The following is a 15849-nucleotide window of genomic DNA, read 5'->3' as shown; positions in this document are numbered from 1 at the left end:
GCCTACAAAAGGCATGAATGTAGGCCGGATAAGGCGCAAGCGCCGCCATCCGGCAAGCTACTATTCTGCAATCTTCTCGGCAATGTACGGATCCTCATAGCCCATAGCAAGCATAATCTCCGTTTCGAGAGACTCCATCTCTTCCGCTTCGTCATCGTCGATATGATCGTAACCCAGCAAATGCAGGCTACCGTGCACGACCATGTGCGCCCAGTGCGCCTCCAGCAGCTTGCTCTGTTCCTGCGCTTCCTGCTCCACGACCTGACGGCAAATAATCAGATCGCCCAGTAGCGGCATTTCAATGCCGGGGGGCGCTTCAAACGGGAAGGAGAGAACATTAGTGGGTTTATCTTTCCCGCGGTACGTTAAATTAAGGTCGTGGCTTTCGGCCTCATCCACCAGACGGATTGTGACTTCCGCCTCTTCCTGAAACTGCGGAATAACGCCGTCCAGCCAGCGTTGAAACTGAGCTTCATCCGGCAGGCCCGCGTGGTTTTCACAGGCCAACTGTAAATCGAGGATCACCTGGCTCATTTCTGTTCCTGCTCCTGGGCTTCACGCTTACGCTCCGCCGCCAACGCCGCTTTGCGTTTTTGTTCTGCCTCTTCCCAGGCTTCATAGGCGTTAACAATGCGGGCAACGACCGGATGGCGCACCACGTCTTCGCTGTGGAAGAAGTTAAAGCTGATTTCATCGACTTCCGCCAGCACTTCAATGGCATGACGCAAGCCGGATTTGGTGTTGCGTGGCAGGTCAATCTGCGTCACGTCGCCGGTGATCACCGCTTTCGAGTTAAAGCCGATACGCGTCAGGAACATCTTCATCTGTTCGATAGTGGTGTTCTGGCTTTCATCCAGAATGATAAAGGCGTCGTTTAATGTGCGTCCGCGCATATAGGCCAGCGGCGCGACTTCAATCACATTGCGTTCAATCAGCTTCTCGACTTTTTCAAAGCCGAGCATTTCGAACAGCGCGTCATACAGCGGACGCAGGTACGGGTCCACTTTCTGACTTAAATCGCCTGGCAGGAAGCCCAGTTTTTCGCCCGCTTCCACCGCCGGACGGGTCAGCAGAATACGGCGAATCTCCTGGCGCTCCAGGGCGTCTACCGCAGCGGCGACCGCAAGATAAGTTTTACCGGTACCCGCCGGGCCGACGCCAAAGGTAATATCGTGATCGAGAATATTGGCGATGTACTGCGCCTGGTTCGGGGTACGCGGTTTAATCACGCCGCGCTTAGTTTTGATATTAATCGCTTTGCCATAGTCAGGCACGCTTTCCGCGCTCTGTTCCAGCACCCGCGCTTCTTTGATCGCCAGATGAATTTGTTCCGGTTCGATATCCTGAGTCTGGCCGCGCATCGGTGCGGTATCGACATACAGACTTCGCAAAATATCTGTCGCCGCGGTCACGCAAATCGGACGACCGGTCAGTTTAAAGTGATTGTCACGGCGGTTGATTTCAATACCGAGACGACGTTCGAGCTGTTTAATATTGTCATCAAACGGCCCGCAAAGGCTCAACAGACGGGCGTTGTCTGCGGGCTCAAGGGTAATTTCGCGAGTGTCTATATTCAAACTGTTCCTCTTGTATCTGTATCGCCGGACGCTGAACATTTACCGGCATCTAAGGAAATTATTCACGCCATAGGGAAAAGGCGCAAGCATTGCAATGAAGATGGGGATGAAGAGAGAAAATTGCAAGGCCCGTCGGGCGACAGGCCATGACCAGGAAGCCCGACAGGCGTAGCGCCATCGGGCATTATTGCCTTTCCAGCAGGATTAAGGCTGGTAGAATCCTACCCCCAGCTCATTTTCTTTACGGGTACGGGCAATGACGGACTCCGGCGTTTCGGCGACGCGCAGCCCCATTTCATCTTCGGTACGCACCACTTTTCCGCGCAGGGAGTTCGGATAGACGTCAGTAATTTCCACATCGACAAACTTACCAATCATCTCCGGCGTGCCTTCAAAGTTCACCACCCGATTGTTTTCGGTACGGCCAGACAGTTCCATAATGTTTTTACGTGACGTGCCTTCCACCAGAATGCGCTGTGTCGTGCCGAGCATACGGCGGCTCCATGCCATCGCCTGCTGATTGATACGCTCTTGCAGAATATACAGACGCTGCTTTTTCTCTTCTTCCGGTACGTCATCAACCATATCGGCAGCCGGCGTTCCCGGACGCGCAGAGAAGATAAAGCTGTAGCTCATATCAAAGTTGACGTCAGCGATAAGCTTCATGGTTTTTTCGAAATCATCGGTAGTTTCGCCAGGGAAACCGACGATAAAGTCAGAGCTTATCTGAATGTCCGGCCGCGCCGCGCGCAGTTTACGGATGATTGCTTTATATTCCAGCGCAGTGTGGGTGCGCCCCATCAGATTCAACACGCGATCGGAACCGCTCTGTACCGGCAGATGCAGGAAACTGACCAGTTCCGGCGTATCGCGGTACACCTCGATAATATCGTCGGTGAACTCAATCGGATGGCTGGTGGTAAAGCGAATACGGTCAATGCCGTCGATGGCGGCAACCAGACGCAGCAGATCGGCAAAGGTGCCGATGGTGCCGTCGTAGTTTTCTCCGCGCCAGGCGTTAACGTTCTGGCCCAACAGGTTGACCTCACGCACGCCCTGCGCCGCTAACTGGGCGATTTCGAACAGGATATCGTCTGAGGGACGGCTGACTTCTTCACCGCGGGTATACGGCACCACGCAGTAAGTACAATATTTATTGCAGCCTTCCATGATAGAAACGAAAGCGGTCGGGCCTTCTGCGCGCGGCTCCGGCAAACGATCGAACTTCTCGATTTCCGGGAAGCTGATATCGACCACCGGGCTGCGGTCGCCACGCACGGAGTTAATCATCTCCGGCAGGCGGTGTAAGGTTTGCGGGCCAAAAATAATGTCGACGTAATGGGCGCGTTGACGAATGTGCTCGCCTTCCTGGGAAGCCACGCAGCCGCCGACGCCGATAATCAGATCGGGATTTTTCTCTTTTAACAGTCTCCAGCGACCTAATTGATGGAAGACTTTTTCCTGAGCCTTCTCGCGGATTGAGCAGGTATTCAACAGCAGCACATCCGCCTCTTCCGCCACGTCGGTCAGTTGATAGCCGTGGGTGGCGTCCAGCAGATCGGCCATCTTCGATGAATCGTACTCGTTCATCTGACAGCCCCAGGTTTTAATATGGAGTTTTTTAGTCATCGACTTGCTCTTGCGAAATAGTGGCTGAAAAGCAGGGCGCATAGTGTAATGCTTTGGCGCGGTTGTGACCAGTATGACTGACGTCAGCCCTAATGGGTAAAAAATCCTGTAAACTTGTCTAAAACGTAACAGGATGAATGACCATGACAAATCAACCAACGGAAATTGCCATTGTCGGCGGGGGAATGGTCGGCGGCGCGCTGGCGCTGGGTCTGGCGCAGCAAGGGTTTACGGTGATGGTAATAGAACATGCCGCGCCTGCGCCGTTTGTGGCTGACAGCCAGCCTGACGTGCGGATTTCGGCCATTAGCGCGGCATCCGTGGCGCTGCTCAAGGGGCTGGGCGTTTGGGAGGCGGTGCAGGGGATGCGTAGCCATCCTTATCGGCGACTGGAGACCTGGGAGTGGGAAAACGCCCATGTGGTGTTCGACGCCGCTGAACTCAAGCTGCCGCTGTTAGGCTATATGGTAGAGAACAACGTCCTGCAACAGGCGCTGTGGCAGGCGCTGGAAGCGCACCCCGGCGTGACGCTGCGCGTTCCGGCTTCACTGGCGGCATTGCACCGCCGCCACGATGGTTATGCGCTGGAACTGGCCGACGGCGAATGGGTAACGCCGAAGTTAGTGATTGGCGCCGACGGCGCGAATTCGCAGGTTCGGCAAATGGCGGGAATTGGCATTCATGCCTGGCAATATGCGCAGTCGTGTATGCTTATCACCGTCAAGTGTGAAAATGCGCCAGGCGACAGCACCTGGCAGCAGTTTACGCCAACGGGGCCGCGCGCTTTTTTGCCGCTGTTCGACGATTGGGCGTCGCTGGTGTGGTATGATGCTCCGGCACGTATTCGCCAGCTACAGAGTTTATCGATGACGCAATTGCAGGTGGAAATTAACCAGCATTTTCCGGCGCGTCTGGGGGCGGTGATGCCGGTCGCGGCGGGCGCGTTTCCGCTAACCCGTCGTCACGCGTTGCAGTATGTACAACCGGGGCTGGCGCTGGTAGGCGACGCGGCGCATACCATTCATCCGCTGGCCGGGCAGGGCGTCAACCTGGGGTATCGGGATGTTGATGCGTTGATTGATGTGCTGGCGAGTGCCCGTAGCTATGGCGAGTCCTGGGCCAGCCATTCGGTGTTGAAACGCTATCAGACGCGGCGCATGGCAGATAATTTTATGATGCAAAGTGGAATGGATCTGTTTTATGCCGGGTTCAGCAATGAATTGCCGCCGCTGCGTATTTTACGCAATATGGGGCTGATGGCGGCGCAGCGCGCAGGCGTGCTAAAACGTCAGGCGCTGAAGTATGCGTTGGGGGTGTAGTTTGTGTTATGCCGGGTGGCGGCAATACCTTACCCGGCCTGTATTCGCCCGTAGGCCTGATAAGCGTAGCGCCATCAGGCAGTCCGAATTACCAGAAAAGCAAAAAGCTCGCCGAAGCGAGCTTTTTAAAGGTGGCTGGGGTACGAGGATTCGAACCTCGGAATGCCGGAATCAGAATCCGGTGCCTTACCGCTTGGCGATACCCCAATTGTCGTACTTCTTGCGCTCATTAGCAGAGCGTCTTTAAAACTGGCTGGGGTACGAGGATTCGAACCTCGGAATGCCGGAATCAGAATCCGGTGCCTTACCGCTTGGCGATACCCCAACAAATTATTTTCGAACCGGTCGAATACCTCGACGCATTCTGAATATGGTGGCTACGACGGGATTCGAACCTGTGACCCCATCATTATGAGTGATGTGCTCTAACCAACTGAGCTACGTAGCCAGATGATTTCTTCGATGGCTGGGGTACCTGGATTCGAACCAGGGAATGCCGGTATCAAAAACCGGTGCCTTACCGCTTGGCGATACCCCAATACCGTCGCGGTGAACCGCAAACTCGAAGAAATATGGCTGGGGTACCTGGATTCGAACCAGGGAATGCCGGTATCAAAAACCGGTGCCTTACCGCTTGGCGATACCCCATCCGTACAACGCTTATCGGTGAATGGTGCGGGAGGCGAGACTTGAACTCGCACACCTTGCGGCGCCAGAACCTAAATCTGGTGCGTCTACCAATTTCGCCACTCCCGCAAAAAAGATGGTGGCTACGACGGGATTCGAACCTGTGACCCCATCATTATGAGTGATGTGCTCTAACCAACTGAGCTACGTAGCCATCTTTTTTCGCGTTACCTTATCGGCGTTGCGGGGCGCATTATGCGTATTGAGCCTTGAAGCGTCAACCTCTTTTTCATCGAAAAACGTCGGAAAGTGTCTGTTTGGTTAGGTTGCGAACAGCGTGGCGCAATATTCGGCAATTATTGGTTATTAATCGTTTTTCTGAAAGTGGTTTGCTATAAAAAAAGAGCCCCTAAGGGCTCTTTCGTCATCGTTAATTTACTGGTACGCCGACTGATGCACGCCGACCGCGCGGCCTGACGGGTCATCCATCGTTTTGAATGCTTCATCCCACTCAATGGCTTTGGCGGAAGAACAGGCGACGGACGGGCCGCCGGGTACGCATTCCGCCGCGCTTGGCACCGGGAACAGCTCTTCAAAAATTTCCCGGTACAAGTACGCTTCTTTAGACGACGGCGTGTTGTATGGAAAGCGGAAGCGGGCGGTTTCCAGTTGTTGATCGGAAATCTGTTTCGCCGCCACCTCTTTTAGCGTATCAATCCAGCTGTAGCCTACGCCGTCAGAGAACTGCTCTTTCTGACGCCACGCGACGCTTGCCGGCAGATAAGACTCGAAGCACTCGCGCAGCACGTGTTTTTCCATCTTGCCGTTGCCGCACATTTTATCCTGTGGGTTGATACGCATCGCCACGTCGAGGAATTTTTTATCCAGGAACGGTACGCGCGCTTCCACGCCCCAGGCGGACATCGCTTTGTTGGCGCGGGCGCAGTCATACATATGCAGCGCCTGTAGCTTACGGACCGTCTCTTCATGTAACTCTTTGGCGTTCGGCGCTTTATGGAAGTACAGGTAGCCGCCAAACACCTCATCGGAGCCTTCGCCGGAGAGCACCATTTTGATGCCCATCGCTTTGATCTTACGCGACATCAGATACATCGGCGTTGAGGCGCGGATAGTGGTCACGTCATAGGTTTCGATGTGGTAGATAACATCACGAATGGCATCAAGGCCTTCCTGCACGGTGAAGTGAATTTCATGATGCACGGTGCCGAGGTGGTTAGCCACTTCCTGGGCCGCCTTCAGGTCAGGCGAACCTTCCAGACCGACCGCAAAAGAGTGCAACTGTGGCCACCAGGCTTCGGAGCGCTCCTGATCTTCGACGCGACGGGCGGCGAATTTTTTGGTGATAGCCGAGATAATCGACGAGTCCAGACCGCCGGAGAGCAGCACGCCGTAAGGGACGTCGGACATCAGGTGGCTTTTCACGGATTCTTCCAGCGCCTGGCGCAGCGCGTTTTTGTCGGTAACGTTGTCTTTTACCGCATCGTAATCGAACCAGTCGCGCTGATAGTACTGACGAATTTCGCCGTCTTTGCTCCACAGGTAGCTGCCCGCCGGGAACTCTTTAATGGTGCGGCAGACCGGGGTCAGCGCTTTCATTTCTGACGCTACGTAGAAGTTGCCGAATTCGTCATAGCCCATGTAGAGCGGAATAATACCGATATGGTCACGACCAATCAGATAAGCGTCTTTTTCGCTGTCATACAGGGCGAAGGCGAACATCCCCTGTAAATCGTCAAGGAAATCCGGCCCTTTTTCCTGATATAGCGCGAGGATAACTTCGCAGTCGGAGCCTGTCTGGAACGCGTAACGATCGCCATACTCCGCGCGTAACGTCTGATGGTTATAAATTTCACCGTTCACCGCCAGTACGTGGGTTTTTCTGGCGTTATACAGGGGCTGGGCGCCGGCGTTAACATCAACAATCGACAAGCGTTCATGTGCGAGAATCGCGTTATCGCAAGCGTAGATGCCGGACCAGTCCGGGCCGCGATGGCGCATCAGGCGTGACAGTTCAAGGGCTTTTTTACGCAGTTCCGCTGCATCTGTTTTGATATCGAATACGCCGAAAATAGAACACATAGCCTTCTCCGTTAATCTGTTGCGTCGTACTTTTTGTGTTTGCTTGACTAAAAAATGCCGCAAAGGCGTGGAAGGCGCAAGGGGATTACGGTCTGAAAAATGAAAAATGCAATCGTCATTGTTGATTAGTGAAAAATGATTACGTATTGCGTGGATTTATTGATGGATCTTCAGTTTTATCGTGGTTTAATTGAATTATGTTTTTCCTGATGGCGTTTCGCTTATCAGACCTACAATGTTGTTCGAACCGTAGGCCTGAAAGCGGCGCGTCATCAGGCAGGGGACAGGTTTAGATAACGTCGATCTCAGCGACGGAAGGGTAAATCCAGCTTGGGCGGAACGGCATACTGTCAATATCATTGATTGTTGATACGCCTGAAAGCACCAGAATGGTCTCCAGACCGGCCTGGAATCCCGCCAGAATGTCGGTGCGCAGGTTGTCGCCGACGATAACGGTCTCTTCCGAGTGCGCCTGCATTTTGTTTAACGCCGCGCGGATGATCCACGGGCTGGGTTTGCCGACATAAAACGGCTTCCGGCCGGAAATTTTTTCAATGCCTGCGCACAGCGCGCCGCAGGCCGGATAAAAGCCGCGACCGTGGGTATCCGGATTGGTGGCGATAAAGCGCGCGCCATTGGCGACGAAAAATGCCGCTTTATGCATCATGTCCCAGTTGTAGGAGCGGGTCTCTCCAACGATGACAAAATCAGGGTTCACATCGGTAATGGTAAAACCCGCTTTATAGAGCTCGTGAATAAGCGCGCCTTCGCCCACGACATACGCTTTCTTACCTTCCTGACGGCGCAGAAAATCGGCTGTCGCCATTGCTGAAGTATAAAACACGCTGTCCGGCACGTTAACGCCAGCGGTAGCAAAACGGTTCGCCAGATCCTGGCCGGTTTGCGACGGGTAATTGGTCAGCAGCACCAGCGGCAGACCTTTTTCCAGAATCCCCGTCAGAAATTCCGCCGCACCGGGTACGGCTACGTTGTCGTGCATCAGCACGCCGTCGATATCGCAGATTACATTCTTGATGGTCATGAACTACCCAGGGAATTTGTGAATAATCCGATACTATAAGAGCGCATCAACTTTCCAGCAAACGTTGCAGCAATGTTCCGTTGAGCATGGCGCGTTTAACTAAGGCAAAAGCGCCGATAGCAGAACGGTGATCCAGCGTGGAGCGTACCACCGGCAAATTTTTGCGAAATGCCTTTAACGCCTGCGTATTGATACAGCTTTCGATAGCGGGCAACAGGACTTTATCGGCTTCAATGATCTCGCCAGCAATGACGATTTTTTGCGGATTAAACAGGTTGATAGCAATGGCGATCGTTTTGCCCAAATGGCGACCAACATGCTCAATGACTTCCGAGGCCAGGCTGTCGCCCCGGTTTGCCGCCTTACAGATGGTTTTAATCGTGCAGTCGTCAAGCGGAACACGGCTTTGATACCCTTGTTTAAGTAAATTCAGCACCCGTTGTTCAATCGCCGCATTGGCGGCAATGGTTTCCAGACAGCCGAAATTACCGCAGTGGCAGCGCTCGCCCAACGGCTCTACCTGAATATGCCCAATTTCGCCGACGTTGCCGTTACGGCCAATGAAGATGCGTCCGTTGGAGATAATCCCGGCGCCTGTACCACGATGGACGCGCACCAGAATCGAGTCCTCGCAATCCTGACTGGCGCCGAAGTAGTGTTCCGCCAGCGCCAGGCTACGAATATCGTGTCCCACGAAACAGGTAACGTGAAACCGTTTTTCCAGCGCTTCGACCAGTCCCCAGTTTTCAACCTGAATGTGCGGCATGTAACGAATCACGCCGCTTTCCGGATCGACAAGCCCTGGCAGGATCACCGAGATAGCGATCAATTCACGAATTTTACGCTGACAGCTATCAATAAAGATGGCGATAGTGTTGAGCAGCGCATGTTCCAGCGTCTCCTGGGTGCGCTCCGGTAGCGGATAATGCTCCTCAGCGACCACTTTACTGCTCAGATCGTAGAGCGTTAAAGTGGTGTCATGACGGCCCAGGCGAACGCCAATGGCATGGAAGTTACGGGTTTCCGTGACGATAGAGATAGCGCGGCGGCCTCCGGTAGAGGCCTGCTGATCGACTTCTTTGATCAGCCCGCGTTCAATGAGTTGACGCGTAATTTTCGTTACGCTGGCGGGAGCAAGCTGGCTTTGCTCGGCAATTTGTATGCGCGAGATAGGACCATGCTGGTCAATCAGGCGGTAAACGGCCGCGCTGTTAAGCTGTTTTACGAGATCAACGTTACCTATCTGAGCTTGTCCGCCTGGTGTCATATTCTCACTTACTCAAGTCAACGACCTCGTCACCATTAACGATGGTCTTGATAATTTTAAAATCGTGGGTGAACGCGGTCAGGTTGGCGACTTTACCCGGCGCAATGCTACCGAGATGTTTATCAACGCCGATAGCGCGAGCTGGATAGAGCGTTGCCATGCGCAGCACTTCATCCAGCGCGATGCCGCAATGCGCGACCAGGTTGCGTACGCCTTCAATCATGGTTAAGGACGAACCGCTCAACGTACCGTTTTCATCCACACACAGTCCATTGCGGTAGTATATTGTTTTACCTGCGAAAATGAACTGCTCAATATTGGCCCCCGCCGGTGCGGTGGCGTCTGTCACCAGACAAAGTTTGTCGCCTTTAAGGCGTTTGGCATTGCGAATGTTGGCGTAGTCGACATGCAGACCATCGGCGATAACGCCGCAATAAATATCCGCTTCGTCCAGAACAGCGCCAGCAAGGCCCGGCTCACGCCCTGTAATGTACGGCATCGCGTTAAACAGGTGAGTCGCAAAGGTAATCCCGGCGCGGAAGCCCGCTTTTGCCTCTTTTAACGTCGCGTTGGAGTGGCCTGCGGAAACCACAATGCCCGCATTCGCCAGTTTAGCGATTACGTCAGCAGGCACCATTTCCGGCGCGAGTGTAACTTTGGTGATGACGTCGGCATTATCGCACAAGAAATTGACCAGCGCAGCGTCTGGTTTACGTACGAAATCAGGATTATGGGTGCCTTTTTTTACCAGATTAAGCCAGGGCCCTTCCAGGTGGAGACCCAGCGCCTGGTGCGGATGTTTTTCCAGGTATTCGCGCATGACGCGAATGCCCTGTTTCATCAATTCATCGCTGGTAGTGATAAGCGTTGGCAGAAAGTTAGTACAGCCCGATTTTTCATTGGCTTTCTGCATAATTTCCAGCGTTTCAACGCTGACGGCTTCTGCGGTATCGTTAAACTGCACGCCGCCGCAGCCGTTTAACTGCACATCAATAAAACCGGGGGAGAGAATGGCCCCATTCAATGAGCGTTGTTCTATTCCCGACGGCAGTTCAGCCATCGGACAAACGCGGTCAATCAGGCCATTAGCGACAACAAGCGCATGGTCATCAAGAATTTCGTGACCGGTAAAGATCCGGCCCTGGGTTAAAGCATACATTCCGACCCCCGATATCAAAAATTTACCGCCCCGCATTGACTGGCGGGGCGGAGACAACATTACAGACCTTTAATATTCTCTGCTTCTAATTCATTGAAATATTTCAATGTTTTAACTTTAAGTTCCATTGTGGACGGCTCATCGCATACCACAACCGCTTTCGGATGGAGTTGCAGGCAGCTAATGGTCCACATGTGGTTGACGTTGCCTTCAACCGCCGCCTGCAGCGCCTGGGCTTTCTGATGGCCCAGCACCAGAATCATCACTTCTTCCGCATCCAGCAGCGTGCCTACGCCTACCGTCAGCGCGTATTTCGGCACCTGGTTTACGTCGCCGTCAAAGAAGCGGGAGTTCGCTACGCGAGTATCATGGGTTAACGTTTTGATACGGGTACGGGAAGCCAGGGAAGACGCCGGTTCGTTAAAGGCGATGTGACCGTCGTTGCCGACGCCGCCCATAAACAGATGGATTTTACCGTAAGAACGAATTTTTTCTTCATATTGACGGCATTCTGCATCGATATCTGGTGCGTTACCGTTGAGAAGATTGATGTTTTCTGCTGGAATATCAACGTGATCGAAAAAGTTACGATGCATAAAGCTGTGGTAGCTTTCCGGGTGCTCTTTCGGCAGGCCAACATATTCGTCCATATTAAAGGTGACCACATGCTTAAAGCTGACCTCGCCCGCTTTGTGCATCTCAACCAGCGCTTTGTACGCCGTTAGCGGCGTGCCGCCGGTAGGCAGTCCAAGGACAAACGGACGATCGGCGGTCGGTTTGAACGCATTAATACGGTTAACGATATGGCGAGCGGCCCATTTGCCAACCTGTTCTGCGGTACTCAGGGGGATCAGTCTCATTCTTCACCTCAATAATCAATGTCAAAATTTGGCGGATCGTATTAAGCGTAACCTGGATATCCAGGGTTCGTGTTCAATCCGTCCTGATTTTTTGAATCATAAAATAAGTTTTCCGTGTTAGCCAGTGGATGGTGGGGGTAATTACGATATTTAGTGATTATAATCACAAAAAACACCCGTTTAATTTGCGAGGCGAATTAATTTTCCACACACTCTGCAGAAGATGATCTCACCGTTCGATTACAGAACATCACGTTTTTAACGTTTGCAGCACAATAAAAAACGGCTTCAAAGAAGCCATATCGGCGTCTCGTAGGGGGAATAAGATGAATATTTTAGGTTTTTTCCAGCGGCTGGGTAGGGCGTTGCAGCTCCCTATCGCCGTGTTGCCGGTGGCAGCGTTGTTGCTGCGATTCGGCCAACCAGATTTGCTGAATATGCCGTTTATCGCGCAAGCGGGCGGGTCTATTTTCGATAACCTGGCGCTGGTTTTCGCTATCGGCGTGGCCTCCAGTTGGTCTAAAGATAGCGCAGGCGCGGCAGCGCTGGCGGGAGCCGTGGGTTACTTCGTCATGACCAAAGCGATGGTGACGATTAACCCGGAAATCAACATGGGCGTGCTGGCGGGGATTATTACCGGTCTGGTCGGCGGCGCGGTTTATAATCGCTGGTCTGGCATCAAACTGCCTGATTTTCTCAGTTTCTTCGGTGGAAAACGTTTTGTACCGATCGCAACGGGCTTTTTCTGTCTGGTGCTGGCCGCTATTTTCGGTTACGTCTGGCCGCCGGTACAGCATGGCATCCATGCGGGTGGTGAATGGATCGTTTCCGCAGGCGCGCTGGGTTCCGGTATCTTTGGCTTCATCAACCGTCTGCTGATCCCCACCGGTCTGCATCAGGTACTGAACACCATCGCCTGGTTCCAGATTGGCGAATTCACCAATGCCGCAGGCACTGTATTCCACGGCGACATCAACCGCTTCTATGCTGGCGACGGCACGGCGGGGATGTTTATGTCCGGCTTCTTCCCGATCATGATGTTTGGTCTGCCGGGCGCCGCTCTGGCGATGTATTTCGCCGCGCCGAAAGAACGTCGTCCGATGGTGGGCGGTATGCTGCTGTCTGTCGCGATCACCGCGTTTCTGACCGGCGTAACCGAGCCGCTGGAATTCCTGTTTATGTTCCTGGCGCCGCTGCTGTACCTCCTGCACGCCATTTTGACCGGTATCAGCCTGTTCGTCGCGACGCTGCTGGGTATCCATGCGGGCTTCTCTTTCTCGGCAGGCGCGATCGACTATGTTCTGATGTATAACCTGCCAGCGGCCAGCAATAACGTCTGGATGTTGCTGGTGATGGGCGTTGTATTCTTTATCATCTACTTCCTGCTGTTCAGCGCGGTTATTCGTATGTTTAACCTGAAAACGCCGGGCCGCGAAGATAAAGTTGATGAGATGGTAACGGAAGAAGCCAACAGCAACACCGAAGAAGGGTTAACGCAACTGGCGACCAGCTATATTGCTGCGGTTGGCGGTACGGACAACCTGAAAGCGATCGATGCGTGTATTACCCGTCTGCGCCTGACCGTGAATGACTCTGCTCGTGTCAACGATGCGGCCTGCAAACGCCTCGGCGCTTCCGGCGTGGTGAAACTGAACAAACAGACCATTCAGGTTATTGTCGGCGCGAAAGCGGAATCGATTGGCGATGAAATGAAGAAAGTGGTGGCGCGGGGACCGGTCGCGGCAGCGTCTGCTGATGCGGCTCACGTTGCAACACCTGCTCCGGCGGCCAAACCCCAGGCGGTGCCGAATGCGGTGACTATCGCTGAACTGGTCTCTCCGATTACCGGTGAGGTAGTGGCGCTGGATCAGGTACCGGATGAAGCGTTTGCCAGCAAAGCGGTCGGCGACGGCGTAGCGGTGAAACCCACCGATAAAACCGTGGTTTCTCCGGCGGCGGGTACTATTGTGAAAATCTTCAACACTGACCACGCGTTCTGTCTGGAAACCGAAAAAGGCGCGGAGATCGTTGTCCATATGGGTATCGATACCGTCGCGCTGAACGGTCAGGGCTTCAAGCGTCTGGTAGAAGAGGGGGCGGAAGTCACGGCGGGTCAGCCGGTACTGGAACTGGATCTGGACTTCCTGAATGCCAATGCGCGTTCCATGATAAGCCCGGTTGTTTGCAGCAACAGCGATGACTTCAGCGCTCTGGTCATCAAAGCGGATGGTCACGTGGTAGCGGGTCAAACGCCACTGTACGAGATCAAGAGCAAATAATCGCTTCCTGGCCGGATAAGGCGTAAGACGTCATCCGGCGATATCACAGAAAACATAAGCGGCAGAGGGGAACCTTCGCCGCTTTTTTTTACCGCAATTAGCCCCAATATTTTCTGCAAAGCCACTTTTTAAGTAACTAAAGGTTGTCAGTCTGTCCGGCTTATAAGATCATATGCCGTTATACGTTGTTTACGCTTTGAGGAATCCACGATGAGTGAGGCTGAAGCCCGCCCGACTAACTTTATTCGTCAGATTATTGATGAAGATCTGGCGAGTGGTAAACATACCACTGTCCATACCCGTTTTCCGCCGGAGCCGAATGGCTATCTGCACATCGGCCACGCGAAATCTATCTGCCTGAACTTTGGCATCGCGCAAGATTATCAGGGCCAGTGCAACCTGCGTTTCGATGACACCAACCCGGTAAAAGAAGATATCGAGTACGTTGATTCGATTAAAAACGACGTCGAGTGGTTAGGCTTTCACTGGTCTGGCGATATTCGCTACTCCTCCGATTACTTTGACCAACTGCACGCCTATGCGGTCGAGCTAATCAATAAAGGCCTGGCCTACGTTGATGAGCTGACGCCGGAGCAGATCCGCGAATACCGCGGTACGCTGACCGCGCCGGGTAAAAACAGCCCGTTCCGCGATCGCAGCGTCGAAGAGAACCTCGCGCTATTTGAAAAAATGCGTACCGGCGGTTTTGAAGAGGGTAAAGCCTGTCTGCGCGCTAAAATCGACATGGCGTCGCCGTTTATCGTGATGCGCGATCCGGTGCTGTATCGCATTAAATTCGCCGAGCATCATCAGACCGGCACGAAGTGGTGCATCTATCCGATGTACGACTTTACTCACTGCATCAGCGATGCGCTGGAAGGCATTACTCATTCTCTGTGTACGCTGGAGTTCCAGGATAACCGTCGTCTGTACGACTGGGTGCTGGACAACATCACCATTCCGGTTCACCCGCGCCAGTACGAATTCTCGCGGCTGAATCTGGAATACACCGTGATGTCCAAGCGTAAGCTGAACCTGCTGGTGACCGACAAACACGTCGAAGGTTGGGACGATCCGCGTATGCCGACTATTTCCGGTCTGCGCCGTCGCGGCTATACCGCGGCTTCTATTCGTGAGTTCTGCAAACGCATCGGCGTCACCAAGCAGGACAACACCATTGAGATGGCGTCGCTGGAATCCTGCATTCGCGAAGATCTGAACGAAAACGCGCCGCGCGCAATGGCGGTAATCGATCCGGTAAAACTGGTTATCGAAAACTACCCGCAGGGTGAGAGCGAAATGGTTACCATGCCTAACCATCCGAATAAACCGGAGATGGGCAGCCGTGAAGTGCCGTTTAGCGGTGAGATCTGGATCGATCGCGCGGATTTCCGCGAAGAAGCGAACAAGCAGTACAAGCGTCTGGTGATGGGCAAAGAAGTGCGTCTGCGTAATGCCTACGTCATTAAAGCGGAGCGCGTAGAGAAGGATGCCGAAGGGAATATCACCACCATCTTCTGTACCTATGATGCCGATACGCTGAGTAAAGATCCGGCTGACGGGCGTAAAGTGAAAGGCGTAATCCACTGGGTTAGCGCAGCACATGCGTTGCCGATTGAAATTCGTCTCTACGACCGTCTGTTTAGCGTGCCGAATCCAGGCGCCGCGGAGGACTTCCTGTCCGTTATCAACCCCGAATCATTAGTGATTAAGCAGGGGTATGGCGAGCCGTCGCTGAAAGCGGCGGTAGCAGGAAAAGCTTTCCAGTTTGAACGTGAAGGCTACTTCTGCCTCGACAGCCGCTATGCAACGGCCGATAAGCTGGTCTTTAACCGCACCGTGGGCCTGCGTGATACCTGGGCGAAAGCGGGCGAGTAAGCACTGCACCTACAGGCGAATACTGTAAAAATACCTTATCAACGCCGCGTTTTGCGGCGTTTTTTCTCTGCATTTCCAAGAGCCTATCCCATTAGGGCTATTTTACTTGCCA

General features: G+C 53.5%; 11 protein-coding genes and 7 tRNA genes. 3 read left to right on the top strand and 15 right to left on the bottom strand.

Annotation, left to right across the window (positions count from 1 at the left end; translation table 11 throughout):
• Positions 1-60: 60 nt before the first annotated feature.
• From ybeY to miaB, 3 genes are all read right to left on the bottom strand, one after another.
• Positions 61-534 (bottom strand): rRNA maturation RNase YbeY, encoded by a 474-nt coding sequence (ybeY, locus tag ACLJRE_RS14675; RefSeq protein WP_023212928.1) that lies wholly within the window; start codon positions 532-534, stop codon positions 61-63.
• A complete protein-coding gene (locus ACLJRE_RS14670; protein WP_001018045.1) occupies positions 531-1577 on the bottom strand; it encodes a PhoH family protein in 1047 nt (348 codons plus the stop codon). Before ACLJRE_RS14670 ends, ybeY begins: the two co-directional genes overlap by 4 nt.
• A 204-nt stretch (positions 1578-1781) precedes the next feature.
• Complete coding sequence (miaB, locus tag ACLJRE_RS14665; RefSeq protein ID WP_023212929.1) at positions 1782-3206, bottom strand: tRNA (N6-isopentenyl adenosine(37)-C2)-methylthiotransferase MiaB; 1425 nt, start codon at positions 3204-3206, stop codon at positions 1782-1784.
• 143 nt (positions 3207-3349) lie between these two features.
• On the opposite strand from miaB, the gene ubiF reads away from it, so the two are divergent.
• Positions 3350-4525: a 3-demethoxyubiquinol 3-hydroxylase gene (gene ubiF, locus ACLJRE_RS14660; protein ID WP_023212930.1), complete on the top strand. Its 1176-nt coding sequence runs from the start codon at positions 3350-3352 to the stop codon at positions 4523-4525.
• A gap of 132 nt (positions 4526-4657) precedes the next feature.
• Here the strand turns inward: ubiF and ACLJRE_RS14655 are convergent.
• The 12 genes from ACLJRE_RS14655 to nagB form a co-directional block, all read right to left on the bottom strand.
• Positions 4658-4732 (bottom strand) — tRNA-Gln (locus ACLJRE_RS14655).
• A 43-nt stretch (positions 4733-4775) separates the two neighbouring features.
• Positions 4776-4850 (bottom strand) — tRNA-Gln (locus ACLJRE_RS14650).
• 46 nt (positions 4851-4896) lie between these two features.
• A tRNA-Met gene (locus ACLJRE_RS14645) sits at positions 4897-4973 on the bottom strand.
• A gap of 15 nt (positions 4974-4988) precedes the next feature.
• Positions 4989-5063: transfer RNA gene (locus tag ACLJRE_RS14640), tRNA-Gln, on the bottom strand.
• A gap of 35 nt (positions 5064-5098) precedes the next feature.
• Positions 5099-5173 (bottom strand) — tRNA-Gln (locus tag ACLJRE_RS14635).
• Positions 5174-5196: 23 nt separating this feature from the next.
• A tRNA-Leu gene (locus tag ACLJRE_RS14630) sits at positions 5197-5281 on the bottom strand.
• An 8-nt stretch (positions 5282-5289) separates the two neighbouring features.
• Positions 5290-5366: transfer RNA gene (locus ACLJRE_RS14625), tRNA-Met, on the bottom strand.
• Positions 5367-5587: 221 nt separating this feature from the next.
• Complete coding sequence (asnB, locus tag ACLJRE_RS14620; RefSeq protein WP_000337032.1) at positions 5588-7252, bottom strand: asparagine synthase B; 1665 nt, start codon at positions 7250-7252, stop codon at positions 5588-5590.
• A gap of 289 nt (positions 7253-7541) precedes the next feature.
• On the bottom strand, positions 7542-8294 hold the full coding sequence (gene nagD / locus ACLJRE_RS14615; RefSeq protein ID WP_000153143.1) for a ribonucleotide monophosphatase NagD: 753 nt from the start codon (positions 8292-8294) through the stop codon (positions 7542-7544).
• 46 nt (positions 8295-8340) lie between these two features.
• Positions 8341-9561, bottom strand: a complete 1221-nt coding sequence (gene nagC, locus ACLJRE_RS14610) for a DNA-binding transcriptional regulator NagC (protein WP_023212931.1) — start codon at positions 9559-9561, stop codon at positions 8341-8343.
• A gap of 4 nt (positions 9562-9565) precedes the next feature.
• Positions 9566-10720 (bottom strand): N-acetylglucosamine-6-phosphate deacetylase, encoded by a 1155-nt coding sequence (nagA, locus tag ACLJRE_RS14605; RefSeq protein WP_023212932.1) that lies wholly within the window; start codon positions 10718-10720, stop codon positions 9566-9568.
• A gap of 59 nt (positions 10721-10779) precedes the next feature.
• Positions 10780-11580 (bottom strand): glucosamine-6-phosphate deaminase, encoded by an 801-nt coding sequence (gene nagB, locus ACLJRE_RS14600; protein ID WP_001237059.1) that lies wholly within the window; start codon positions 11578-11580, stop codon positions 10780-10782.
• Positions 11581-11906: 326 nt separating this feature from the next.
• On the opposite strand from nagB, the gene nagE reads away from it, so the two are divergent.
• Complete coding sequence (gene nagE, locus ACLJRE_RS14595) at positions 11907-13859, top strand: PTS N-acetyl glucosamine transporter subunit IIABC (protein WP_023212933.1); 1953 nt, start codon at positions 11907-11909, stop codon at positions 13857-13859.
• Between the two features lie 210 nt (positions 13860-14069).
• Positions 14070-15737 (top strand): glutamine--tRNA ligase, encoded by a 1668-nt coding sequence (gene glnS / locus ACLJRE_RS14590; protein ID WP_001287186.1) that lies wholly within the window; start codon positions 14070-14072, stop codon positions 15735-15737.
• The last annotated feature ends 112 nt before the right edge of the window (positions 15738-15849 follow it).

The organism is Salmonella sp. SAL04157 (genome assembly GCF_046551635.1).
Taxonomy (GTDB): domain Bacteria; phylum Pseudomonadota; class Gammaproteobacteria; order Enterobacterales; family Enterobacteriaceae; genus Salmonella; species Salmonella enterica.
This window is presented reverse-complemented; position numbering and strand designations above follow the sequence as displayed.